This is a genomic window from Streptomyces mexicanus (genome assembly GCF_902506575.1).
Classification (GTDB): domain Bacteria; phylum Actinomycetota; class Actinomycetes; order Streptomycetales; family Streptomycetaceae; genus Streptomyces; species Streptomyces mexicanus.
Genome location: NZ_LR732544.1, coordinates 7,054,065 through 7,077,283, shown reverse-complemented (window position 1 = coordinate 7,077,283; position 23,219 = coordinate 7,054,065). Strand labels below are relative to the sequence as shown.

Below are 23,219 nucleotides of genomic sequence, written 5' to 3'. Positions count from 1 at the left end.
GGCTGAGTTCGAGCCGTGAGGGGGGTTCGGGGGCACAGGGCCGGGTCGTGGTGTGTGTCACTTTGCCGCGTGGGTCCGTACCCGTGAGCGGGCGGGCGCTCATAAGGTGCTCGCATGATGGTCCCCGCGGTCCTGTTGCTGCTCGGCGCGCTGACCGCCGTCGCCGCTCCCCGGATGCTCGCCCGGGCCGACTGGCCGGACCGGGAACCGGTGGTGGCGCTGTGGGTGTGGCAGTGCGTGGTGGCCGCCGTTCTGCTGTGCTGCGCGCTGTCGATGACGTTGAGCGCCGCGGCGGCCTGGCAGGCGGTGCGAGGTCATGTGTTCGCCACGGCGCCGCGCGGAGTGGTGGAGGCCTACGCGTTCGGCGCGGCCGGGGCCTGGGCGCCCACCACGGCGGTGGCGCTCGCCTCCGGCGCCGTGTGGAGTGCGGCGATGCTGGTCCGCGAGGTCGTACGGGCCCGGGCCCGGCGGCGGCGCCGACGTGCCGAACTCCTCCTGCGCGCCCCGCTGCTGCCCGGTGAGGAACCCGGTACCGGCCGGCTCGTGGTGCTGGAGGGCGACCGGCCCGACGCGTGGTGGCTGCCCGGCGCGGCGCCCCGGCTGGTGGTCACCACGGCCGCCCTGCGCCGTCTGAAGGGGCGGCAGCTGGACGCCGTCCTCGCCCACGAGCAGGGTCACGCGCGGGCCCGGCACCACTGGCTGCTGCACTGCTCGGCCGCGCTGGCGGACGGCTTTCCGCAGGTGCCGGTGTTCGCCGCGTTCCGCGACGAGATGCACCGCCTGGTCGAACTCGCCGCCGACGACATGGCCTCGCGCCGCCACGGCCGGCTGACCACCGCGCTCGCCCTGGTCGAACTGAACGAGGACCGGGGCGTGTTCGGCCCCTGCCCCACCGCGCAGGCCCAGGTTCCGCAGCGCGTGCACCGCCTGCTCACGCCCCCGGACCGGCTCCCCGCGGCCCACCGCCTGCGCCTGACGGCGGTCGCCTCGCTCGTGCCCGTCCTCCCGGTCCTGGTGGCCATCGTCCCGGGGCTGCGGGCCCTGGGCTGACGTGGCGACGGGCGGAGGCAGATCCCGTCCTGTGCCCCCGTCCTGTGCCCGTCGAACGGTTTCACCCCTGGGCGGCCGGTCAGGATGGGCTCATGCGCCGCGCCTCCGTCACCCCGCCGCCCACCGAGCCCGGCCTGTCCCGCCTGCCCGGCCCGCGCTCCGCCGCGGGGCGGGCGGCGTGGGTGCTCGGCTCGTGTTCCGCCGTCCTGCCGGCGCTGGTCGCCGTCCGCTGGGCCCCGCTGATGGCGTTCGACGAGGCGGTGGCCCGCGCCTGTCACCGCTGGGCGGTGGCCGAGCACGGCACCACCCGCGTCGTCCGCGTCCTCACCGACTGGGTGTGGGACCCGCTGACCATGCGGCTGGTGTGCGTGGCGGTCGCGCTCGGGCTCGCCGCGCGCCGGTCGGCCCGGTGGACGGCGGTGTGGCTGACGGCCGCCTGCGCCCTGGCCCTGCTGCTGCAGCACGGACTGAAGGCGGCCGTCGACCGGCCCCGCCCCGTCTGGCCCGACCCGGTGGACTCCGCCCGCCAGGCGGCCTTCCCGTCGGGCCACGCCATGACCGCCACGGTGGTGTGCGGCCTGCTGCTGTGGCTGCTGCACCGCCACGGCGCCGGGCGCGCCCTGCGGTCCGCCGCCCTGGCCCTCGCCGCGGTCAGCGTCCTCGGGGTGGGGGTGACCCGGGTCTGGCTCGGCGTCCACTGGCCCTCGGACGTCCTCGGCGGCTGGCTGCTGGGCGGGACCGTGGTGGCCGTGGCGGCGGCCGCGCACCAGCGGTGGTCCGCGCCCGGTCGAGGGCCGGTGCGCGAGAGCTGGTCACCGCAGGCGCCGTAGGCGATGATCGTCGCCATGCCCGCTGTCCTCTTCGACTTCTCCGGAACCCTCTTCCGTGTCGAGTCCACCGAGTCCTGGCTGCGCGCCGTGCTGGACGCGGCCGGGGTGGTGCTCGACCCGCCGGAGCTGGCCGCGACGGCGCGCGCCCTGGAGGAGGCCGGGGCACTGCCGGGCGGGGCACCGCCCGTCCGCGTCCCCGACGAACTGGCCGGGGTCTGGCAGAGCCGGGACCGCAGCGCCGAACTGCACCGGGCGGCCTTCACCGGCATGTCCCGCCGGGTCTTGCTGCCCGACCCGGCGCTGCACGAGGCGCTGTACGAGCGGCACATGACCCCGGCCGCCTGGTCCCCCTACCCGGACGCTCCCGAGGTGCTGCGCACGCTGCACGAACGCGGAGTCAAGGTGGGCGTGGTGAGCAACATCGGCTGGGACCTGCGCCCGGTGTTCCGAGAGCACGGGCTGGACGGCTACGTCGACGCGTACGTGCTGTCGTACGAGCACGGCGTGCAGAAGCCGGACCCGCGGCTGTTCGAGACGGCCTGCGGGAGGCTCGGCGCGGATCCGCGGGAGGTGGTGATGGTCGGCGACGACCGCCGCGCCGACGGCGGTGCGGCGGCTCTCGGCTGCGCGGTGCACTTCGTGGACCACCTGCCGGTCGCCCAGCGGCCCGACGCGCTGCGAGCGGTACTGGACCTGGTGGGCGGCCCGGCCTGAGCCGGGTATCGGGGCACGCGAACGGGCCCGTCTCGGACGATCCCCCGCGTCGCCCGAGACGGGCCACAGCACGACCGGCCCCGCACAGGGGGCGGCCGACCCGCGTTGAGTATAGTTGGCTGGCAGCCAGTCAACGCAGGAGTTTCAGAATGTCCCCGCGCAGCGCCTCGGTCAATGAAGAGTTGCGGCGGCGTTCCCGGGAACGTCTGCTGCAGGCGACGGTCGAGCTGGTGGGCGAGCGCGGATACGACGCGACGACCCTGGGCGACATCGCCGACCGGGCGGGATCGGCCCGCGGGCTGGTGTCGTACTACTTCCCCGGCAAGCGGCAGCTGGTGCAGTCCGCCGTGCACCGGCTGATGCACCAGACGCTGGAGGAGGCACTGGAGCGGGATCCGCGCACGGAGGACGGCCGGGAGCGGATGGCCCGCGCCATCGACGCGATCCTCGGCCTGGCCCGGGACCGGCCGATGCTGATGCGCCACCACATGGCCCAGATCCTGCAGGCAGAGGGGTTCGTGCAGTGCCCCGAGCAGCAGCGGCTGTCCCATCTGCTGCGGGACACCGTGGCCCGGCACGGCTCGCCGGACGTGGACGCCGACTACCCGAGGCTGCGCGCCCTGCTCATGGGTGCGGTCTACGCGGCGCTGGTGCCGGGGGCGCCGATGCCGGTGCCGGTGCTGCGGGCGGAGCTGTTCCGGCGCTACGGGCTCGACTGGGACCTGGGGGTGCCCCCGGAGGGCGGGGCGAGCGGCGGTTCCCGCGGCACGGACGTCACCCGGCTCTTCGCCGACGGAGCACCGCCGGCCGAGCAGCAGGCGCGGTAGGGCCGGCGGGCGCAGGAGGCGCGTACGCCCGGCGCAGGCACGAAAAGGCGCGGCAGACACGGCAGGCGGCCGGGCGGGAACGGCGGGCGCGGCGGCGGGAACCCGGTGGTGCGACACGCCGTCGGCGCGGCGTTTCCCCACTCCCCCGCCGGGCCGCTTGCTGCCATGCTGGAGGTGCTGGAGGCATCAGCGATCTCTCAGCGTTCTCCTCCGACCGCCGGGGTAAGGAGTTCCGCCGTGCTGCGTGTCGCCGTCGTCGGCTCGGGGCCGAGCGGGTGCTACACCGCTCAGGGCCTCGTCCAGCAGGATCCCTCCGTGTACGTCGACGTCCTGGACCGGCTGCCGTGCCCGTACGGGCTCGTGCGCTACGGCGTGGCGCCGGACCACGAGAAGATCAAGTCCTTGCAGAACAACCTGCGCACGGTCCTGGAGCACGAGCGGGTCCGGTTCCTGGGCGGCGTCCAGGTCGGCGGCCCCGGCGGGGTGCCCGCCGGCCGGCTGCGGGAGCTGTACCACGCGGTGGTGTACTGCGTGGGCGCGGCGACCGACCGCCACCTCGGCGTGCCGGGCGAGGACCTGCCGGGCAGCTGGTCGGCGACGGAGTTCGTGTCCTGGTACAGCGCCCATCCGGACGCGGTGGACGCCGGCTACCTGCGGGGCGTGCACAGCGCCGTGGTCGTCGGGGTGGGCAACGTGGCCGTCGACGTCACGCGCATCCTGGCCCGCGGTCCGGCGGAGCTGAGCGCCACCGACATGCCCGAGACGGCCCTCGCCGCGCTGGCCGCGAGCAAGGTGCGCGAGATCCACATGGTGGGCCGGCGCGGCCCCTCGCAGGCCCGCTTCACCACCAAGGAACTGCGCGAGCTGGGCGCCCTGCCCGACTCCGAGGTCGTCGTGGACCCCGCGGAGCTGGCCCTGGATCCCGGATACGCCGACCCCTCGGCGCTGCCCGCCACCCAGCGGCGCAACGTGGAGGTGCTGCGCGGGTGGGCCGCCGCCCCGCCCCGCGGCGCCGCCCGCCGCATCCGGCTGCGCTTCTTCCTCCGGCCCGTCGAGGTCCTCGGGGAGGACGGCCGCGTGGCGGCGGTGCGGTTCGAGCGGACGGAGCCCGACGGGCAGGGCGGGGTCACGGGGACGGGACGGTACGAGGACGTCGCCGCGCAGCTGCTACTGCGCTCGGTGGGCTACCGCGGCGTACCGCTGGACGGGCTGCCGTTCGACGCCGCGACCGGCACGGTGCCGCACCAGGAGGGGCGGGTGCTGCGCGACGGTGCGGTCGCGCCGGGCGAGTACGTGGCCGGGTGGATCAAGCGGGGGCCCACGGGTGTCATCGGGACCAACCGGCCGTGCGCGAAGGAGACGGTGACGTCCCTGCTCGCGGACGCGCCCGCGCTGGCACGGGCCGAGGTGCCCGAGGATCCCGTCGCCGCGCTGCGCGCCGACGGGGTCGAGCCGGTCGAGTGGGCCGGCTGGCAGGCGATCGAACGGGCCGAGGCCCGGCTCGGCGCCTCCCTCGGGCGCGGCGTGGTCAAGCTGCCCGACTGGGAGTCGCTGCGGGCGGCGGCGCGCGGCGCAGGCTCGTAGCGGTCGGCCGCTTCGACCGCGCCGGAGAATCCAGCGGGTCCGGCGCTTACCTGTGCCCTGTTCCCTCGTTCCCCGAACGGTGCCGCACGCCGGCGCGCGGGCGGTGAGCAGTTCCGGAGTGAGGCCGGCTCAGTCGGCCGCCGCGCCGACCGACTGCCGGGCGGCCTGTCGGGCCGCCGCGTCGAGCACGGTGTCGAGGAGCCCCGGGAACAGCGCGTCCAGGTCGTCGCGGCGCACGTCGTTCATCTTCGCGGTGCCCCGGTAGACCTGCCGGATCACGCCGGCCTCGCGCAGCACGCGGAAGTGGTGCGTGGTGGTCGACTTGGTGACCGGAAGTTCGAAGCAGGAGCAGGACAACTCCCGTCCGGCCCGGTCCAGTTCGCGCACGATCTGCAGCCGCAGGGGGTCGGACAGCGCGTGCAGCACGCCCTCCAGGCGGATCTCCTCCCGCGCGGGGTGCGGAAGGTCACGGCTGCCGGCAGCGGGAACGGGGTCGGTGGCGGTCACGGCGGCTCCAGTTCGTACGGTGCCCTCATCCTACGAGGAACATCGTAGTTTGACACCTACCGTACTACGAGGCTTATCGTACAAGACAGCCATCGGTCCCGTAACGATTGGAGTCCGCCGTGAGCGCGCTCTTCGAGCCCTTCACCCTGCGCGAAGTGACGATCCCGAACCGCGTCTGGATGGCACCGATGTGCCAGTACTCGGCGGAGCCCGAGGGGCCTGGAACCGGCACCCCGAACGACTGGCACTTCACGCACTACGCGGCGCGCGCGGCCGGCGGCACCGGGCTGATCCTCGTGGAGGCCACCGCGGTCTCGCCGGAGGGCCGGATCTCCCCCTACGACCTCGGCATCTGGAACGACACCCAGGTCGAGGCGTTCCGCCGGATCACCGGCTTCCTGCGCGGCCAGGGCACGGTGCCGGGCATCCAGCTCGCGCACAGCGGCCGCAAGGCGTCGACCGAGCGCCCCTGGAAGGGCGGGGCTCCCGTCGGACCCGAGGAGCACGGCTGGCAGCCGGTGGCGCCGAGCGCGGTGCCCTTCGACGAGGGGCACCCCGTCCCCACCGAGCTGAGCACCGAGGACATCCGCGCCGTCGTCCGGCAGTTCACGGACGCGGCCCGCCGGGCCCTGGCCGCGGGCTTCGAGGTCGTCGAGATCCACGGCGCCCACGGCTACCTCATCCACGAGTTCCTCTCCCCGCACTCCAACCACCGCACCGACGCCTACGGCGGCTCCTACGAGAACCGCGTGCGCTTCGCGCTGGAGGTCGTGGACGCGGTGCGGGCGGTGTGGCCGCAGGACAAGCCGCTGTTCTTCCGCGTCTCCGCCACGGACTGGCTGGAGGAGGGCGGCTGGACGGCCGACGACACGGTGCGCCTGGCGGCGGACCTGCACGCCCACGGCGTCGATCTGCTCGACGTCTCCACCGGCGGCAACGCCGCCCGCGTGGACATCCCGACGGGCCCGGGCTACCAGGTCCCCTTCGCCGCGCGCGTCAAGGCCGAGACGCCGATGCCGGTCGCCGCGGTGGGGCTGATCACCGAGGCCGGCCAGGCCGAGAAGATCCTCGTGGGCGGTGAGGCCGACGCGGTCCTGCTGGGCCGTGAGCTGCTGCGCAACCCGTCCTGGGCCCGCCACGCGGCCCGCGAGCTGGGCGGCGAGGTGCACGTGCCGGACCAGTACCACCGCTCCGTCTGAGGCAGGGGCCTCGCGGATACCGGGGCGGCGGCCACCGATCCGCGGCGCCGCCCCGCCCTCCGGTGAACGGAGCAGCCGTCAGGGCGTCAGTTCCCGGTGCCAGCCCGTCCCTCCGGCAGCAGCCGCGTCACCGTCTTCTCCAGGCCGGGCAGCACCCGCTGGCCCGCCAGGGCCAGGGCGATGGCCGCGACCACGCCCGCCCAGCCGACCGGGCCGAGCGGGGTGCAGCCGAAGAGGCGGCTGACGCCGGGCGTCTGGATCACGGCGACCAGGGCCAGAGCCGACCCCAGGGACGTCAGCCGCACCAGCGGGCTGTCCCGGCGGTCCAGCAGCGTCTGGGCGAGCTGGGTGCCGACCACCCCGCACAGGGCCATCGTCCCGGAGCGCCGGGCCGTGCCCGGGGTGAAGCGGCCGATCAGCCAGGCCGTGACCGCGCCCAGGCAGGTGGTCAGGGCCCGGTGGCGGATCTGCCGGATCAGCGGTTCGCCGAGGACGCCGCCGGCCACGTCCTCGGGCGACCCGGCGCGGGCCTGCTCGGCGTCCTCCTTGGGGGTCACCGCCACCGCCATGGCCGGGAACAGGTCGGTGAACAGGTTCACCATGAGCATCTGCCGGGTGGGCAGCGGGGCCCTGCCGGACAGCGGGGTGCCGAGGATGCCGAAGCCGCCCTCGCCGGCGTTGCCGCCGATGAGGATGGCGATGGCGTCGGCGACGCTGTGCCACAGGGCGCGGCCCTCGCCGATCGCGTCGATCAGGACGGTGAGGTCGTCGTCGGTCAGGACGATGTCGGCGGCGTTGCGCGCGGCGGCCGAGCCGCGGGCGTTGATGCCGACGCCGATGTCGGCGGCGCGGATCGCCGCCGCGTCGTTCGCGCCGTCGCCGACCATGCCGACCACCCGGCCGGCGTCCCGCAGCGCCTCCACGACCTGCAGTTTCTGCTCGGGCGCGACCCGGGCCACCACGCCCGCGTCGCGCAGCATGCGCGCCCGCGCCCGCCGGTCCGCCGCGGCCAGTTCGTCGCCGGTGACCACGGTGGTGTCCGCGGGCCAGCCCAGTTCGGTGGCGATCGCCCGGGCGGTCTGCGGGTGGTCGCCGGTGAGCATGACCGGTCGTACGCCTTCCTCGTACAGGCCCTGCACCAAGGCCGTGGAGGTTTCGCGGGCCACGTCGGACAGCGCCAGCAGGCCGGTGAACTCCAGCTCGTGCAGGGGCTGTTCGAGGACGTCGGCCTCCGCCTCCGGCTCGGCGAGAGGCCGCCGCGCCACCGCGAGGACCCGCAGTCCGTCACCGGCCAGCGCGTGGGCCGCCTCGGAGGCGTCGGAGGTCAGGTCCCGGCAGGCGGGCAGGACGGTCTCCGGGGCGCCCTTGACCACCAGGACCCGCGGGCCGTCGCCGGAGCGGCCGACGGCCGCCGCGTAGTTGCGGGCGGCTTCGAAGGGGACGCTGTCGAGTTCCGTCCAGTCCGGGTCGGGCCCCGCCGCGTCGAGGACGGCCTCGTCGGTGGCGTGCACGGGCCGGTCGGAGCCGCCGTCGAGTTGCGGGCAGGCCCTCGCCGCCGCCCGCAGCGCGTCCGCGGCGGCCTCGTCCGCCACCGCGTGCACCGTGCCGCCGGCGTCGGCGATCCGCACCACCCGCAGCCGGTTCTCCGTGAGGGTTCCGGTCTTGTCGAAGCAGAGCGTGTCCATCCGGCCCAGCGCCTCCAGCGTGCGCGGGGTGCGCACGAGCACCCCGCCGCGGCTGAGCCGCCGGGCCGCGGCCAACTGGGCCACCGTGGCCACCAGCGGCAGCCCTTCGGGCACGGCGGCCACGGCGACGGCGACGCCTCCGCTGACCGCCTCGCGGATGGGGGTGCCGCGCAGCAGGGCCAGGCCGGTCACCGCGGCCCCGCCCGCGAGGGTCAACGGCAGCGCCTTGGCGGTCAGTTCCTGCAGCCGGGCCTGGACCCCGCCGGCCGGGGGCGTGCGGGCCGCCAGGTGCACGGCACGGGCGGCCTCGGTGCTCTCGCCGGTGTCCACCACCACGGCCCGGGCCTGTCCGGCCACCACGGTCGTGCCCTCGAAGACCATGCAGAGCCGGTCGGCGACGGCGGCGTGCGGCGTGGGGGCGATCTGCTTGTCCACCGGCAGGGACTCGCCGGTCAGCGCGGACTCGTCGACCTCCAGGCCGTCCTCCCACAGCAGGCGGGCGTCGGCGGGCACCACGTCGTCCGCCTTGAGTTCGATCACGTCGCCGGGGCGCAGCCGGCCGGCGTCCACGGGGCGGGTCCCGCCGGCCGGGGCCTCGCTCTCCGGGGGCGCCACCCGTGCCTTGCGCTGCTGGTCGGCGAGCAGCCCGGACAGCGCCCGCTCGGCGCGCAGCCGCTGGACACCGCCGATCAGTGCGTTGAGGTCCAGCGCGCCGACCACGAGCAGCGCGTCCATGACGGAGCCGAGGATCGCCGACGCCGCCGAGCCGACCGCCAGCACCGGGGTGAGGGGGTCGTGCAGTTCGCCGCGCACGGCCCGGCCCAGTTGGAACGTCCAGCGCGCCGGGGCGAGCACCGGGCGCCCGAAGGCGGCGCCGACGGTCTTGCGCACCCGGGCGGTGGCCGTCCCCGCCCCGGTCGGCTCGGCGACCGCCACGCGGGCGAGCCGGGCGCGGGCCTCGGCCGTGCCCAGTTCGTGCCAGTGCACCCGCGGGCGCGGGCGCGGGGCACGCGCGGCGGCCACGCCGAGCGCGGCGCGGGTGCCCGACAGCAGGGCGGCGGCCGCGGCGGCGTCGACGGGGGCGTGCCGCAGCCCGGGCAGGACGGACCTGCGGCCGCGCCCGCTCTTGGCCTCACCGACGGCGACGAGCAGCCCGGACAGGGCGGCACCGGAGCGGGCCAGGGTCTGGGCGCGCCGGCCCACGCCCCGGGCCGCCGGGACCGCGGTCAGCAGCCGCCACACGTCGGGCAGGCCGTGCAGGGCCAGGACGTCCGCGGACCAGACGACCGCGCCGTCGCGGTCGGTGAGGGCGACGGCGAGGTCGCTGCCGCGCAGCCCGGCCGACACGTCGCGATCGTCGGCCGACCGCACCCGGGCGACGGTGAGCACCGCCTTGCCCTCGTCACCGCCCCGCACCCCGTACACCACGTCGTCGAAGGGCCGGCGGGCGTCGACGACCTCGTCGGCGAGGCCGACGAGATCCTCCAGGGCCGGGTCGTCCACCAGGACGACGCGCAGTCCGGCGCGCCGGGCGGCGTCCAGGACGGGCTCCGCCCACGGGTCGAGCTCACCGCGCTCGGTCCGCAGCGCGCTGGGATGCAGTACGAGGGTGCCGGTCATCTCCAGCTGGCGCAGCCGCTCCGGGTCGCGCACCAGCACCCCGGTGCGGGCCAGGGCGGCGCTGAGCACGCTGTGGAAGACGGCGGGCCCGTACCGCGCCGCCTTGGGCGAACCGGCCAGCACCGCCTCGGCGGCCTCGGTCGTGCGGTGCTTGACCAGCAGCGTCGCCGCCGCGCCCGCCAGACTGCCCGCCGAGGCGTGGTTGGCGTACTCCTGCGCAGGCGCCGTCCGCAGCGGCGGCCGGGGGGAGCGGTCCGCGGGGACGCTGAGGCGGTCGGGGCCGCACAGGCGGTCGTGGAAGGTGTCGAACGCGGCGGCCCGGGCGACCGTGTCGGCCAGCTGACAGGCGCGCAGCACCCCGTCGAGCACCAGTGCGGTCGGGGTCTGCCCGGTGCCGTGGGCGGCGGCGTTCGCGCCGGCCAGCAGCAGGTCCATGCGGTCGCTGCCCAGCCGGTCCCGCAGCCAGGCGCGGAAGCGGGGGTTCTCGCGCAGCAGGGTCACCGCGGCCGTCACCACGCGGGACGACGGCGGCAGGCGCAGCGCGGAGGCGGTGAGGGCCACGGCGATGCCGACGACGTCGGTGGCGAGCGTGGCCGCGGCCGCCCGGACCCCGGCGGGGTCGGCCGGGTGGACGGGTTCATCGGGGTCGCCGCCGGGGGCCAGGCCGTGCCGGGCGGCCAGGTCGGCCGCGTGCTCGACGACCTCGTCGGTGACCTCGTCGCCGGTGGCGGCCAGGACCAGGCGGCCCAGGCCCTGGTCCCAGTACGCGAAGAGCACGTCGGGGTGTTCCGCGAGCGCGGCGGCCACACGGCGTGCCACGTGCTCGATGCCTCCGGCCCGGTGGACCCGCTCGGGCTCGGCGGCGCGCAGGGCGAGGTGCGCGCGGGTACCGGAGCGCCAGTGCGCTCCCGCGCCGGGCAGCGCACCACGGGCGACCCGGGTGACCCGCACCGCCGCATCCGCGCTGCGCACACCGGCGCGCGCCGTCCCCGCGAGCGCCCCGGCGGCCATACCCACCGCCGGGGCGCTCGCCCGCGTGACCAGCCGGACGGCGGCGGACGGCGCCGTCAGCAGACCGAGCACCATGACTTTTCCTCAGCGCTCCTCTCAGCGGGTGGTGCGGCCGGGCCGGGCCGTGGGTCCGAGCGGTCCGCTGGACGCCTGCCCGGGGGCCGACCTGCCCGTGGCAGGCCCTTCGGTGGACGTCTTCGGCTGCTCCACCGCCGGTCGGCCGGTGGCGCCGGTGTCCGGGGCGGACCGGGACCGGGCCGCGGCCTGCGGTGACGGCGGTGACGACGTCAGCGCCGCGGAGCCGACGTCCTGGGCGGGCGCGGCTTTGCGGTTCGGGGCGCGTTTGCGGGCCGGCTCGGTTGCACCGGTCCCGCCTTCGGGTGCCCCCTCGCCGGTCTCGGGGCCGCCGCCCGGGGCCGCCTCCCCCGCGGCGGGCTGAGCCGCCGCGGACTGCCCGCCGTCCGTGGTCTCTTCCAGCGCCTGCGCCGGTGCGGAGCGTTCGGGCCGGGGCTGGGTGAGCCAGGCCACGGCCGCGCCGGTCAGCGCGACGGGCCACTCCACCACCCCGGCCACGCCGAGGACCCCGGCACCCGTGTACACCGCCATGCGCCGCCCCCGCGGCGACATGGCGCCGACCCTGTCCAGCGTCTCCTGCGCGGCCCTGCCCACCACCCCGGCGCCCGGCACCCTCCGCAGTACCGAGGCCGCGCCGTGCAGCGGCGCCGTAAGAAGCGACGACGACTTCTGCTCAGCCATGACTCTCCTCGCCTGGGGTGAGATCTCTTCCGTGTCCGTCCCCCGGGTGCCCTCGGCCGCGCAGGTCATCCCGCCCTTCTCGGCTTTCTCGGCCTGCTGGGCCTTCTGCTCGGCCTTCCGCAACACCGTTTCGTGTACCCGCACTCCCAGGGAACGCCGACTCGGGGGTCTGCGCCACCGGGCCGGGGGGCGGGGGCGCGCGCGGTGTCCGCGGCGCGCGGGGCGTGGGTTGTTTGTCGGCCGAGGGCGCGGGTCCTCGTCGGCCGGGGCGGGTTCCTCATTGGCACGGGGTCCCTTGTCGGCTGCGGTCCCTTGTAGGCCGGGCATCTCTTGTCGGCCGGGGCGCGGGTTTCTCAGGGCCGTCGGAACAGCCCCGCGGGGACCGTGTCGGCGAGGATGCGGTAGCCCTCGGGGTTGAGGTGCAGCCAGTCGCCCACTTGCAGGGTGGGCCGCAGGCGGCTCGGCGCGGCGGGGGCCCGCACCGCCCGGGCGAAGGCGGTCACCGCGGCGAAGGGCCCGCTCGCGCGGATCCAGCGGTTGACCGCCTGGCGGGACCGCTCCCGCTCGCCGGCCGGATCGTCGTACAGGGTGTTGCCGCCGAAGGGCAGCAGCGTGGCGCCGTAGACGCGGATGCCCTGGGCGTGGGCGCGGACGACGATCTGCCGGTAGGCGGCGATGAGATCGTCGGTGACGCGCCGCTGAGCCGCCGGCGTGGCCTCGGCGGTGCCGATGTCGTTGACGCCCTCGAAGACGATCAGCCAGGCCACGCCGCTGCGGGCGAGCACGTCCCGGTCGAGCCGGGCGAGGGCGTTGGGCCCGAGGCCGTCGTCGAGGACGCGGTTGCCGCCGGCGGCCTGGTTCAGGACGGCGAGGCCGGCGGTGGCGGGGCGGGCGCGGAAACGGTCGTAGGGCTGGTCGGGCCAGCGGTTGTCGGCGTTGGTGGTGGCCCCGCGTCCGTCGCTCAGCGAGTCGCCGAGGACGGCGACGGCCCGGGTGGCGGAGCCCGCCAGCACCTCCACGTCGCTGAGGAGGTACCAGTGGTCGACCGGGGTCGCCCCGGGCAGGTCCGTGTCCCCGGTGTGGTCGCCGCGGATCAGGTACGACGTCGTACGGGAACCCGGGTGCGAGGTGAGGGCGAGCGACTGCTGGCCGTCGGCCAGGTAGACCGTCACGGTCAGGCGGGAGGCGGACGGCAGATCGAGGTCGAGCGGGTCGGAGACGACCTGCGCGCCGACGGGGACGGTGGTCGACATCCGGCCCGAGAAGGTCACCCGGTGGGTCGTACCGGGCTCGATCGCGCTGACGCCGGACCGTCCGTCCCAGGGCCGTGCCACCGTCACGGCGGTGAGCGGCAGCGGCGTGTCGCCGAAGGCGTTGGAGAAACGCAGCCGCAGGCGGTGGCCTCCGGTGGAGACGCGCACCGTCTGGCGCACGGTGGTGTCGACCAGCACGGCGTGGTCACCGGTGAAGGGGGCGGGCGGCAGGTTGGCGGGCTCGGTCAGCTGCGGCATCGCGGTCCAGGTGTTCACCCAGTGCGGTCCGGCCGGCGCGGCCGGCGAGGCGGCGGCCGGTGCGCGCTGCGGGTCGCGTACCAGCGCGGTCAGCGCGGAGACGGTGACCGCGAGGGCGAGCGCCAGGACGCAGGCGGTGACGCGGTCGGCGAGTCGTGCTCTGCTGCGGGGCGGTTTCACGGGCCTCCTCCGGGGGGCGGGACGACGGCGCGCAGCCGGCCGGGAACGCGCAGCCGAAGACGTACCCAGGCACCCGGCACGGCGTACCCGGTCCCGCGGCCTCGGTCCGTCTCCCGGCACGGCGCGCGCGGCGCGGCGCGCGCAGGCGGCGTACGCGGGTCGGTGCGCGCAGGCCGGGGCGTGCGGGTCCTGCGCGCGGTTCGGGCCGACGGCACCGCACACCGGCATGGTGACATGGACACAATCATCATGGAAGCGCTCCCACAAGAGGACGGCACACCCACCAAGCCACCTGCAACACATTCGACGCGAGGCGTTGACCAGAAAGCGCTTGCCCTCTACGGTCCGTTCAGAAACGTGACCCGCCGAAGTCCTGAGGCCCGGGTAGGGCGGACAAAAGGGGGCGTCACGTTCCGCAGATTGCATGCCATTCACGTACGCGACCAGACAAGGCCCTCCGGACCACCAGAAGGGACACCCCCCATGACGTCCGCAGCACATCCGCGCACTCGGCGGCGCGCCCTGGTCGGCGGCTTGGCCGCATTCGGCCTCTCGCTTGCCATGTTCACGACAGGACCGACCGCGCAGGCCGCCACCGCCTGGCCCACCCCGACCGGGAGCCAGGCGGTGACGAAGACCATCTCCGTCTCCGGCACCAAGGACTACGGGATGAAGCGCCTGTACGGCAGCGGCGACCTGGGCACCGGCGGCCAGGACGAGGACCAGGGACCGCTGCTCGAACTGGCCGACGGCGCCGTCCTGAAGAACGTCGTCATCGGCTCGCCCGCCGCCGACGGCATCCACTGCCTGGGCAGCTGCACGCTGCAGAACGTCTGGTGGGAGGACGTCGGCGAGGACGCGGCGACCTTCCAGGGCAAGTCGTCGTCGTCCGTGTACACCGTGACCGGCGGCGGCGCCCGGAAGGCCTCGGACAAGGTCTTCCAGTTCAACGGTGCCGGGAAGCTGACGGTCACCCAGTTCCAGGTCGAGGACTTCGGCAAGCTGGTGCGCTCCTGCGGCAACTGCAAGACCCAGTACAAGCGCACGGTCTCCGTCAGCGACGTCGACGTCACCGCCCCCGGCAAGGCGATCGTCGGCATCAACCAGAACTACGGCGACACGGCCACCCTGAGCAAGATCCGCATCCACGGCGACAGCTCCAAGAAGATCAAGCCGTGCGTGCGGTACGAGGGCAACAGCACCGGGGACGAGCCGACCGAGGTCGGCAGTGGCCCGGACGGCACGTACTGCCGCTACTCGGCGTCCGACATCACCTACAGCTGACCGTCACCGGCGGCTGGACACCGCACCACCGGGCCGGGCCGGCCGGTCATCGGCCGGCCCGGCCCAGCATCTCCTCGGTCAGCCCCCGCCGGTAGCCGGTGTAGGCGGTGCGCAGCGCCGGGCCCGGCCAGTCGGCGGGCAGCAGCGCGGCCGGCAGGACGGGGTCGGCGAGCAGGTGGCGCACCACGGCGGCCAGCACGGTGAACCGGTCGGCCGGGCGATCGGCGCGCGCGACATGCGCGAGCAGCGCCCGGGCCGTGTCCGCCCACGCGACCACCGGCCACAGGCGGGCGGCCAGGTCGCGGGCGGGCTCCGCGGGCCGGGCGGTGAACCGCGCGACGACACCGTCCAGGCCGTCGGGCCAGGGGCGCAGCAGATTGGCCGGGCGCAGCCAGACTCCCTCGCGCAGTTCGGCGAGCCTGAGGGCGGTCAGCCGGGCCCGCAGGTCGGCGCGTTCGGCGGGCCCGCGGCCGGTCGCCGTCACCACGGCCATCTCCCATGCTCCGTCCCAGCGCCGGGTGCGCGGGTGCACGGCCGCGTCCTGCCGCCGCTGGCGCTCCAGCAGCCGGTCGCTGAGGCCGTAGACGCCGTCGGCGCGCCGCAGGTCGCCGGCGGCCACCATCCGGCTCAGCGCCGCGCGCAGCGTGGATCCGCCGATACCGAAGGGCTCGACGGCCCGCAGCAGGTCCTTCACGGGCAGTTCGGGCGGGTGGGTGCCCAGCAGCAGGCTCAGCACGACGGACCGCGCGGACAGCGGACGCAGGTCGACCGCGGCGGGATCCGGGGAGGCGTTCATGATCCCGTACTGTACGGACCTCTTTTTGTTGCAGTATTGCTGCACCTGTAGGAAAAGTGCAACACTGGCCGTATGGCCTCCTCTCTCGCGGAACAGCAGCAGGAACGGCACCAGACACGGACCCAGGAACGAACAGAGATACAGGGTGTTTCCGCTGTCGCCGCCGTCCAGCAGGCCCCCATGGGCGGCGACAGCGGAAACAACAACAACAGCAAGGGCAACGAAGGCAACGACCACGGCGGCAACGACCACGGCAACGACCGCGGCAACGACCACGGCCGCAAGCACCGCGAGGAGGGCTGGATCCACGTCAACGAGCGCTCCTACTCGGCGCACCCGACCGGCTGCGTGACCGTCATCAGCGGACTGGGCTCCACCAGCTTCAACATCCGCAACGACAGCCGTAAGACCGTCGAGGTGTTCCGCGGCGCCACCTGCGACAACGGCGCCCCCATCGCCACCGTCGGCCCGCACAGCACCAGCAACGGCGTCAACCCGGGCAAGACCGACGCCGTCAAGGTCAGGGACGGCGTGCTCGCCAGCTTCCGCATCGTCCACGACCGCGACCACGACGACCGGGACGACAAGGGCGGCAAGGGCGACCGGGACGACGACTGATCACAGCAGGAGAGACGACCGTCGCGATACGAGAGATGCCGTGCCCCCGGCCCGCCGTAATCGGGCCGGGGCACCGCGAACACAGGCATGACCCGGAGATCCCGGCCCGCCGTAATCGGGCCGGGATCTCTGCGTGCGCCTCGGGCGCGGCGAGCCCGCTCGGGCCGGTCGGACCTGTCCGCATCGCGGACGCCTGGAAGAGCGGGTGGCACCGGACGCTTGTACACAGGTGTGACGCACTCCCAGGACACCCGGATCTCCCCCACGGCGCACGACCCCGCCGCGACGGCGCCCGGCACGGGCCCCTCGCGCGGGCTGGTCGGCCTGCTCGCCGTCGCCTGCGGCCTCACCGTCGCCAACCTCTACTACGCTCAACCCCTGCTGTCCTCCCTGCGCGGCTCCTTCGGCATCGACACGGTCACCGCGGGAGCGCTGATCACGGTCACCCAGCTGGGCTACGCGGCGGGCATGGTGCTGCTGGTCCCCCTCGGTGACCGGACGGAGAAGCGGCGGCTGGTCGCCGTGCTGCTGGCCGTGACCACGGCGGCCCTGGCGCTGTCCGCCGCCGCTCCGGCCTTCCCGGTGCTGCTCGGGGCCGCGCTGGTGGTCGGGGTGACCTCGGTGGTGGCGCAGATACTCGTGCCGCTCGCCGCCGACCTCGCGCCCGAGCACGCGCGGGGCCGGATCGTCGGGCGGGTGATGAGCGGGCTGCTGGTCGGCATCCTGCTGTCACGGACGGTGGGCAGCCTGGTCGCCGAGGCGGCCGGCTGGCGGGTGGTGTACCTGGCCTCCGCCGTCCTCATGGCCGTCCTCGCGGTGGTGCTGCGGCTCGCGCTCCCCGAGCGCGCGCCCACCACCCGTGTCCCCTACGGCAGGCTGCTGGCGTCCACCGCGCGGCTGCTGCGCGAGCACGCGCCGCTGCGCCGCCGGGCGCTGTACCAGTCGGCGATGTTCGGCGCCTTCAGCGCCTTCTGGACGACCGTGTCGTATCTGCTGACCGGCCCCGGCTACCACTACTCGCAGCTCGGGGTCGGCCTGTTCGCGCTGGTCGGGGCGGCCGGCGCGGCCGTCGCACCGCCCGCCGGGCGGTGGGCCGACCACGGCCGGGGCCGAGCGGCCACCGGCGCGGCGTTCGCCGTCGGCGCCGCGGCGTTCGCGGTGGCCGGGGCCGGCCGGCACAGTGTGCTGCTGCTCGGGGCGGCGGCCGTGCTGCTCGACATGGCCGTGCAGACCAGCCTGATCGTCGGCCAGCACACCATCTACCGGCTCGACCCGGCCGCCCGCTCCCGCCTCAACAGCGCCTTCATCGCCACGTTCTTCCTCGGCGGCGCCCTCGGCTCCCAGCTCGGCTCCCTCGCCTATCACGCGGGCGGCTGGACGGCCCTGGCCTTCTTCGGTGCCGCGCTCCCCGTCCTCGGCCTGCTGGGCTGGCTCACGGAGCGCAGGGGCACGGCACCGGCCGGGTGACGGGCCACCGGCCGAACCGTTCCGGCGGCCCGTCGCCCGGGGCGGTTCAGCCGGCGGTGTAGACGTCCTCGACGTAGCGGCCCTCGGCGACCAGCGCCTCCAGCCAGGCGATGGCGTCGGCGGCGTCGGCGCCCGGGGTGCGCCGGGTGTACATCGCCCGGAACGCCTCGCGCACGCCCGGGGCCATCCGGCCGCCGTCGCCGCAGACGTAGACCTTCGCGCCGGCGTCGAGCAGCTTCCACACCTCGTCGGCCTCGGCGGCGATCCGGTGCTGGACGAAGCGCTGCCCGTCCACCGGCGCCTCGCTGAAGGCCGGGCGCATCCGCACCACGCCGGCCAGCTCGGCGGCGCGCAGGTCCTCGCGGTGCAGGTAGTCGGCGTCGGGAGCGTCGCAGCCGAAGTAGCACAGGGCCGGGGCGAGCGGCGTGCCGCGCACCGCGAGGGCGAGCCGGTCGGCGATGGCGCCCCGGAAGGGGGCCAGGCCGGTGCCGGCCGCGATCATGATCACCGGGGTGTCGGGGTCGTGGTCGATGCGGAAGGCCTCCCGGCACGGCTGGATCCGGGCGTACACGGTGTCGCCGGGGCGCACTCCGTCCAGGTAGCCGGAACCGGTGCCGCGGTAGGTGCCCCGGCCCGATCGTGCGGGGGCGCTCAGGACGGAGACCATCAGGTCGACGTGGTGCGGGTCACTCGCGGGCGAGGACGACACCGAGTAGTGGCGCGGCCGGATCGGCGGCAGCAGCTCCAGCAGCACCGGCCAGGTCAGGGCCTCGGCCAGGGCCGGGTGGTCCTCGATGACGTCGAGCAGGCCGCGGTGGTCGGCGGCGCGGGCGTCGGCGTCCTCGGCCAGGGCCTGCAGGGCCTTGCGCTCCGGCGGGCAGGGGTCGAGCCCGGCGAGGAGGGCCAGCTGCTCGGCGCTCGGGCGGTCCTGCAGTTCGACGTACCGGGTGAGCAGCTCGCGCACGGTCACGGGCCGGTCGACCGCGATACCGTCGCGGCGCGGGCGGCGCGCGGTGACGGCGAGGACGGTGTCCAGGTCCACCCGCAGGATCCGGGCGGCGCGTGCGACCAGCGCCGGGTCGTTGGCGGGCAGCACGCTCACGTGGTCCGCGGTGCGGTAGGTCTGCCCCTCGGGCAGGGCCAGGCGTACGAAGCGCTTGACCCGCGGGTGGCCGGGGCGGGTGAGGGCGCGGGTCTCGGTGACGGTCATCGCCACCATGCCGTGCCGGGCGGCGAGCGCGTCCAGCGGAGGGCCGGTGATCTCGGTGACGGTGTAGGCGGGGCCTTCTTCGGTGGCCTCGCCGGGTGCGCCGGCGGTGGCGGGGTCGCCGTGGGCGGTGAGCAGGGCGGTGCGCAGCGCGGCGGTGAACGCCTTGACCGCGCCGGTCAGGTCGCCCGCGGCGTCGGCCTCGGCGCGCCGCAGCAGCCGGGTTCCGCCGAGTGCGGCCAGCCGGTCGTCGATGAGGGTGGGGACGCGCTGGTAGGTGGCGGACCAGTTGCGGTCGCCGACGCCGAGGACGGCGTAGGTGACGCCGTCGGCTGCGCCGCCTCCGGCGGTCTCGAGCCACTGCACGAAGGCGGCCGCGTCGTCCGTGGGCCGGCCGTTGTAGGAGGCCGCGGCGATGACGACGGGCCGGTCGGTGGGCAGGGCACCGGTGTGGGCGTCGAGCGGGGCGACGGTGACGTCGCAGCCGATCTCGGCGGCGGCGTCCGCGAGCCGGCCGGCGAAGTCGCGGCACGTGCCGTAGTTGGAGCCGTGCAGCACCAGCACGCCCGTGCCCTGCCGGACGCGGGTGGGCCGGTCGCCGCCGTCGGCCGGCGCGGTGTCGGCGTGCGCGGCGGCGGCCGTGGGCAGGGCGGCGCGGGTCGCGGCGCGGTCGGCCGGGGTGCGCGGGGCGAGGGCCAGGGTGAAGCCGTCGGGCTTGATGGTGAGCGCCTGCTTGAGGTTCATCCGGTAGCCGGCGTGGTCGATCAGCCGGTAGCGGTGGACCAGCAGGGCGAGCAGCATGGTGGCCTCGTGCAGGGCGAACTGCCGGCCGATGCAGGCGCGTTCCCCGGTGCCGAACGGCTTGAAGGCGTGCGGGGAGCGGGCCGCTTCCGCCTCGGGGGTGAAGCGGGCCGGGTCGAACAGCTCGGGGTTGTCGCCCCACACCGGGTCCCGGTGCAGCATCGGGGTCACCACCGTCGCCGACTGCCCGGCGCGCAGCGCGATGCCGCCCAGGACGGTGTCCTGGCGGGCCTGGCGCGAGAAGGCCGGGGCCGGCGGGTACAGCCGCAGCGTCTCGTTGAGCACCTGGCGGGTGTACCGCAGGCGGCCGATGTCCTCGAAATCCGGCTCGGGGTCGGCCTGCCCGCCCCACAGCTCGTCCACCTCGCGCTGCACCAGGCGCAGCGCGGTGGGGTGCTTGACCAGGTTGTACAGGGCGAAGGACAAGGTGCCCGAGGTGGTCTCGTGCCCGGCGATCAGGAAGGTGATGACCTGGTTGCGGATGTTCTCCAGGTCGAGTGCGGTGCCGTCCGCGGGGTGGGTGGCGTTGAGCATCAGCCCCAGCAGGTCGTCGTTCTCGGGTGCGGGCGCGCCGGGAGCGGTGCGTGCCGCGATGACCTCGTCCACGACCTCGGCGAGGAAGGCGGCGTCGGCGCGGAACGCCTCGTCGGTGCGCGAGTGATCGGCGGCCGGGTCGCGGCTGAGCTTGGTCATCGACCAGTACAGGCAGCGCACCAGGGGGTCCACGAAGGGGTGCGGCTCGGTGCGGGCGAAGGAGCCGAAGTCGTAGCCGAAACCGGCCAGGCCGATGGTGTCCAGGGTCATCCGGGTCATGTCGCCGGGCACGTCGACCGCCTCGCCGGCCGCGCACCGGCGGTCCCAGGCGTCGATCAGCCGGCGGGCGACGCGCAGCATCACCGGGTGGTAGGTGCGCATCGAGCCGAGGGCGAAGGCGGGCATCAGGATGTCGTGCGCCTTGGCCCAGTTGGGCTCGTCGTTGTACGCGGTGAACAGGCCGTCGTGGGCGAACTCGCGGACGTTGACCAGGGCCGGACCGACGGCTTTGCAGAAGCGCTGCTCGTCGGCCAGCTCGCTGGCCAGCTCCAGGCTGCCGACGAACAGCGTGTCCCGCCCGTGCTGGCGCTGGAAGAGGGCCGGACCGTGCTGCCGGAGCAGGTCCATGGTCCGCAGGGTCGGTGTGCTGCTCGGCGCGTGGGAGACGTCGACGACGGGGATGCCGCCGCGGACCTCGACGACGGGGATGCCGCCGTGGCTGCCGGGCTGCGGGGGGAGCAGAGTCGCGGACATGGACGCGGGCCGCCTTCCGTGGGGTCAAGGGGGTGCCGGAGCCGCCCGTGGGGTGCGTGGTCCGGCGCTCTCCTCAACCGTCGCCCGGCGCGGACACGCCGGACGTCCACAGCACTACATAATCATGTAGTAGGCCGGTGCGCGTCGGGCTTGCCAAAGCGCGCGGCATCCGCAAGGCGGCGCAGGGCACTGCGGGCGAGGAGCGTTCCATGGATCTCGAGGCGAGCGGGCCGCCGTACGACTCCCCGGCCGCCGCTGCCTGGCGTCAGCAGGCGATCACCTGGCGCAACCGGGTCATCCTGCTGCTCGACCGGCTGCCGATGCCGGTCGCACTGTGCGACACCGCGGGCGTCATCCTGCTGGCCAACCCGGCGATGGCCGCGGAGTGGGGCATGCTGTCGGGGCAGATGCGCGGGCGCAACGCGCTGGACTTCTTCCGTCCGCGCACCCGCACCCGGCTCCATCCGATCGCCGAGGCGGTACGGCTGGGCCGCAGGTCGCGCTACCCGGTCGAGGTGAGCTGGTCCACCGCGAAGGGGGTCGAGCGGTACGGGGAGATGGACGTCGACCCGGTCAGTGACACCCCGGACGCTCCGCCGGCGCTGATGCTGCTGGTGCGGGTGCTGGGCGAACGCGCCGAGAGCGCCGCCGCGGCGACCGGAGCCGAAGAGGTGAGCGGGACGGAGGCGCGGATCCTCGCCCTGACGGCGGGCGGCGCCACGACCGCGCGGATCGCCAAGGCGGTCGGCCTGACCGTGGACGGCGTCAACTACCACCTGGCGCGGCTGTCCCGGCGGTGGGGCGTGCGCGGCCGTACGGCGCTGGTGGCCCGGGCCTACACGCTGGGGGTCCTGGACCGCGAGGCCTGGCCGCCGGCCACCGCGGAGCGCGGATGACGGGCCGGGCGCCCGGTGGCCCGGTCGGGCCGGGCTCTCCGGGACTCGGCCCGTCCCGGGACCGTGACTCTCCGGGACTCGGGGCCGTCCCCGGGACCGCGCGCCCGGCAGGGGTGGCGGAGCGCTCTCAGTAGGAGTGGCGGACGGCCATCACGGTGCGCACACGTTCCACGTCGAACTCGCCGCCCAGCCATGTGTGCAAGGGGCGCAGGGTTTCCGGGTCGGCGCAGTAGTCGTCGTAGTGCACGCGGACGGCCGCCTCCCCCAGGCTCTCGACGACCTCGCTCATCCGCCGCTCGATCCGTGCCAGCCGCTGCGGGGCGTCCGGCATGGTCGCCCACCACTTGCTGCGCGCCACGTCGGCGAGGTCGCGGGTGTTGAACACGAACCGCGCGCCGGGAAACAGCCGCCGCAGGAAGGCCACGTAGTCGGCGGGGTCCTCCTCCGGCCAGGAGATCTCCTGGAAGCCCACGACCCGCGAGTCGGGGCGGGGGCGGAGGAGGGGGTCCAGCCCCGGCCGGCGCATCCCCGCCAGCGCCTCCGCCTCCGGATAGCCGTCGATGCCCCACCAGGGGTGGAAGGGGGGCAGCGGCTCGGGTCTGGCGAGGCGGTCGCGGTGGTGCAGGACTGTGCTGTGGAAGCGGTACAGCTCGTACAGCACGCCGTGGTTCTCGCCCCTCACCAGCACACCGGGGATCGCGTTGAGCAGGTTCTGCAGCAGGGTGGAGCCGGACCGGCCGTAGGTGAGCACGAACAGGTACTGCAGGTCCGGCTCGTGGCCGCCCACGCTCTCGGTGGCGGCCGGCCGGGCCGCCCCGGGGCCGGGGTCCGCGACCGACAGCACCAGCGCGTCCCGCTCGGCCCGGAAGGTGTCCCGTTCCCGGCACGCCCGGTCCCGTTCCTCGCGCAGCCGGCGGCAGGTCGTCCGCAGCCGGTCGCGCTGCCGGAGCAGGCGCCCGATGGGAGGCACCAGCAGTGCCGCGCTCCTGGCCAGTTGTGTCCTCGCCGCCCTCGGGGGCGTGGCCCCCGGCGACCCGCTGCTCTCCGTCATGCCTGCCCTTCTCCCGCCGCGCGCGACACCGCGGCGGCTCTCCCGAAGCTCTCTGCGGCGCAATGTAGGACCCAAGAATGAGCAAAGCCTTAAGAGAGGGTTCGGTGGGCTTGAGAGGTGCCGGCGGGTGCGGGAGGCGGGGCGGGGGGGCGCCCCCCGGCCCGGGGGGGGGGGGGGCCCGGGCCCCCCCCGCCCCCCCCCGGACCCCCCCCCGGCCGGCGGGGGGGCCCCCCGCCCCCCGGCGCCTCCCCCCCCCCGCCCCCCCCCGCCCCCCGGGGGTTGTGGGGGGGGGGGAAGGGGGCTGGCCCGGCCCCGCCGCCGAGGGGGAGGCCGGCGCG

The 23,219-nt window shown here is 75.5% G+C and carries 17 protein-coding genes; 10 read left to right on the top strand and 7 right to left on the bottom strand.

Going from position 1 to position 23,219, the window contains the following annotated elements; genetic code table 11:
• Nucleotides 1-114: 114 nt before the first annotated feature.
• The 5 genes from GV126_RS31585 to GV126_RS31565 all read left to right on the top strand — a co-directional run bounded on the left by GV126_RS31585 (nt 115) and on the right by GV126_RS31565 (nt 5,005).
• Nucleotides 115-1,050, top strand: a complete 936-nt coding sequence (locus GV126_RS31585; RefSeq protein WP_159673021.1) for a M56 family metallopeptidase — start codon at nt 115-117, stop codon at nt 1,048-1,050.
• A 92-nt stretch (nt 1,051-1,142) separates the two neighbouring features.
• Nucleotides 1,143-1,880, top strand: coding sequence for a phosphatase PAP2 family protein (locus GV126_RS31580; protein WP_159673019.1), 738 nt, complete (start codon nt 1,143-1,145; stop codon nt 1,878-1,880).
• Between the two features lie 15 nt (nt 1,881-1,895).
• Nucleotides 1,896-2,594, top strand: coding sequence for an HAD family hydrolase (locus tag GV126_RS31575; RefSeq protein WP_159673017.1), 699 nt, complete (start codon nt 1,896-1,898; stop codon nt 2,592-2,594).
• A 149-nt stretch (nt 2,595-2,743) separates the two neighbouring features.
• Complete coding sequence (locus tag GV126_RS31570; RefSeq protein WP_159673015.1) at nt 2,744-3,421, top strand: TetR/AcrR family transcriptional regulator; 678 nt, start codon at nt 2,744-2,746, stop codon at nt 3,419-3,421.
• A 237-nt stretch (nt 3,422-3,658) separates the two neighbouring features.
• Complete coding sequence (locus GV126_RS31565; protein ID WP_159673013.1) at nt 3,659-5,005, top strand: FAD-dependent oxidoreductase; 1,347 nt, start codon at nt 3,659-3,661, stop codon at nt 5,003-5,005.
• A gap of 129 nt (nt 5,006-5,134) precedes the next feature.
• Here the strand turns inward: GV126_RS31565 and GV126_RS31560 are convergent, their stop codons facing one another.
• Nucleotides 5,135-5,512, bottom strand: coding sequence for an ArsR/SmtB family transcription factor (locus tag GV126_RS31560; protein WP_159673011.1), 378 nt, complete (start codon nt 5,510-5,512; stop codon nt 5,135-5,137).
• Between the two features lie 119 nt (nt 5,513-5,631).
• Here GV126_RS31560 and GV126_RS31555 point away from each other — a divergent pair, with 119 nt between their 5' ends.
• Nucleotides 5,632-6,711, top strand: coding sequence for an NADH:flavin oxidoreductase/NADH oxidase (locus tag GV126_RS31555; protein ID WP_159673008.1), 1,080 nt, complete (start codon nt 5,632-5,634; stop codon nt 6,709-6,711).
• 86 nt (nt 6,712-6,797) lie between these two features.
• Here GV126_RS31555 and GV126_RS31550 read toward each other — a convergent pair whose 3' ends face one another.
• The 3 genes from GV126_RS31550 to GV126_RS31540 form a co-directional block, all read right to left on the bottom strand.
• Entirely contained in the window at nt 6,798-11,102 is a 4,305-nt protein-coding gene (locus GV126_RS31550) for a cation-translocating P-type ATPase (protein WP_159673006.1), read from the bottom strand.
• Nucleotides 11,103-11,123: 21 nt separating this feature from the next.
• Nucleotides 11,124-11,783 (bottom strand): hypothetical protein, encoded by a 660-nt coding sequence (locus tag GV126_RS35965; protein ID WP_185946878.1) that lies wholly within the window; start codon nt 11,781-11,783, stop codon nt 11,124-11,126.
• Between the two features lie 353 nt (nt 11,784-12,136).
• The gene (locus GV126_RS31540; protein WP_159673002.1) at nt 12,137-13,474 is read right to left on the bottom strand and encodes an SGNH/GDSL hydrolase family protein; all 1,338 of its coding nucleotides are present in this window, start codon (nt 13,472-13,474) and stop codon (nt 12,137-12,139) included.
• 483 nt (nt 13,475-13,957) lie between these two features.
• On the opposite strand from GV126_RS31540, the gene GV126_RS31535 reads away from it, so the two are divergent.
• The gene (locus GV126_RS31535; protein WP_159673000.1) at nt 13,958-14,758 is read left to right on the top strand and encodes a pectate lyase; all 801 of its coding nucleotides are present in this window, start codon (nt 13,958-13,960) and stop codon (nt 14,756-14,758) included.
• Nucleotides 14,759-14,804: 46 nt separating this feature from the next.
• On the opposite strand, the gene GV126_RS31530 is transcribed toward GV126_RS31535, so the two are convergent.
• Entirely contained in the window at nt 14,805-15,554 is a 750-nt protein-coding gene (locus tag GV126_RS31530) for a PaaX family transcriptional regulator C-terminal domain-containing protein (RefSeq protein ID WP_159672998.1), read from the bottom strand.
• Between the two features lie 72 nt (nt 15,555-15,626).
• Between GV126_RS31530 and GV126_RS31525 the strand changes: the two genes are divergently transcribed.
• Both GV126_RS31525 and GV126_RS31520 read left to right on the top strand, forming a co-directional pair.
• Entirely contained in the window at nt 15,627-16,172 is a 546-nt protein-coding gene (locus tag GV126_RS31525) for a hypothetical protein (RefSeq protein WP_159672996.1), read from the top strand.
• Between the two features lie 231 nt (nt 16,173-16,403).
• Nucleotides 16,404-17,639, top strand: coding sequence for an MFS transporter (locus GV126_RS31520; RefSeq protein WP_236570204.1), 1,236 nt, complete (start codon nt 16,404-16,406; stop codon nt 17,637-17,639).
• 46 nt (nt 17,640-17,685) lie between these two features.
• Here the strand turns inward: GV126_RS31520 and GV126_RS31515 are convergent, their stop codons facing one another.
• On the bottom strand, nt 17,686-20,934 hold the full coding sequence (locus GV126_RS31515; RefSeq protein ID WP_159672993.1) for a bifunctional cytochrome P450/NADPH--P450 reductase: 3,249 nt from the start codon (nt 20,932-20,934) through the stop codon (nt 17,686-17,688).
• A 209-nt stretch (nt 20,935-21,143) separates the two neighbouring features.
• Here GV126_RS31515 and GV126_RS31510 point away from each other — a divergent pair, with 209 nt between their 5' ends.
• Nucleotides 21,144-21,830 carry a helix-turn-helix transcriptional regulator gene (locus GV126_RS31510; protein WP_159672991.1) on the top strand — a complete coding sequence of 229 codons (687 nt, stop codon included), beginning with the start codon at nt 21,144-21,146 and terminating at the stop codon, nt 21,828-21,830.
• A gap of 127 nt (nt 21,831-21,957) precedes the next feature.
• On the opposite strand, the gene GV126_RS31505 is transcribed toward GV126_RS31510, so the two are convergent.
• Nucleotides 21,958-22,881: a sulfotransferase gene (locus tag GV126_RS31505; RefSeq protein ID WP_159672989.1), complete on the bottom strand. Its 924-nt coding sequence runs from the start codon at nt 22,879-22,881 to the stop codon at nt 21,958-21,960.
• Nucleotides 22,882-23,219: the final 338 nt, after the last annotated feature.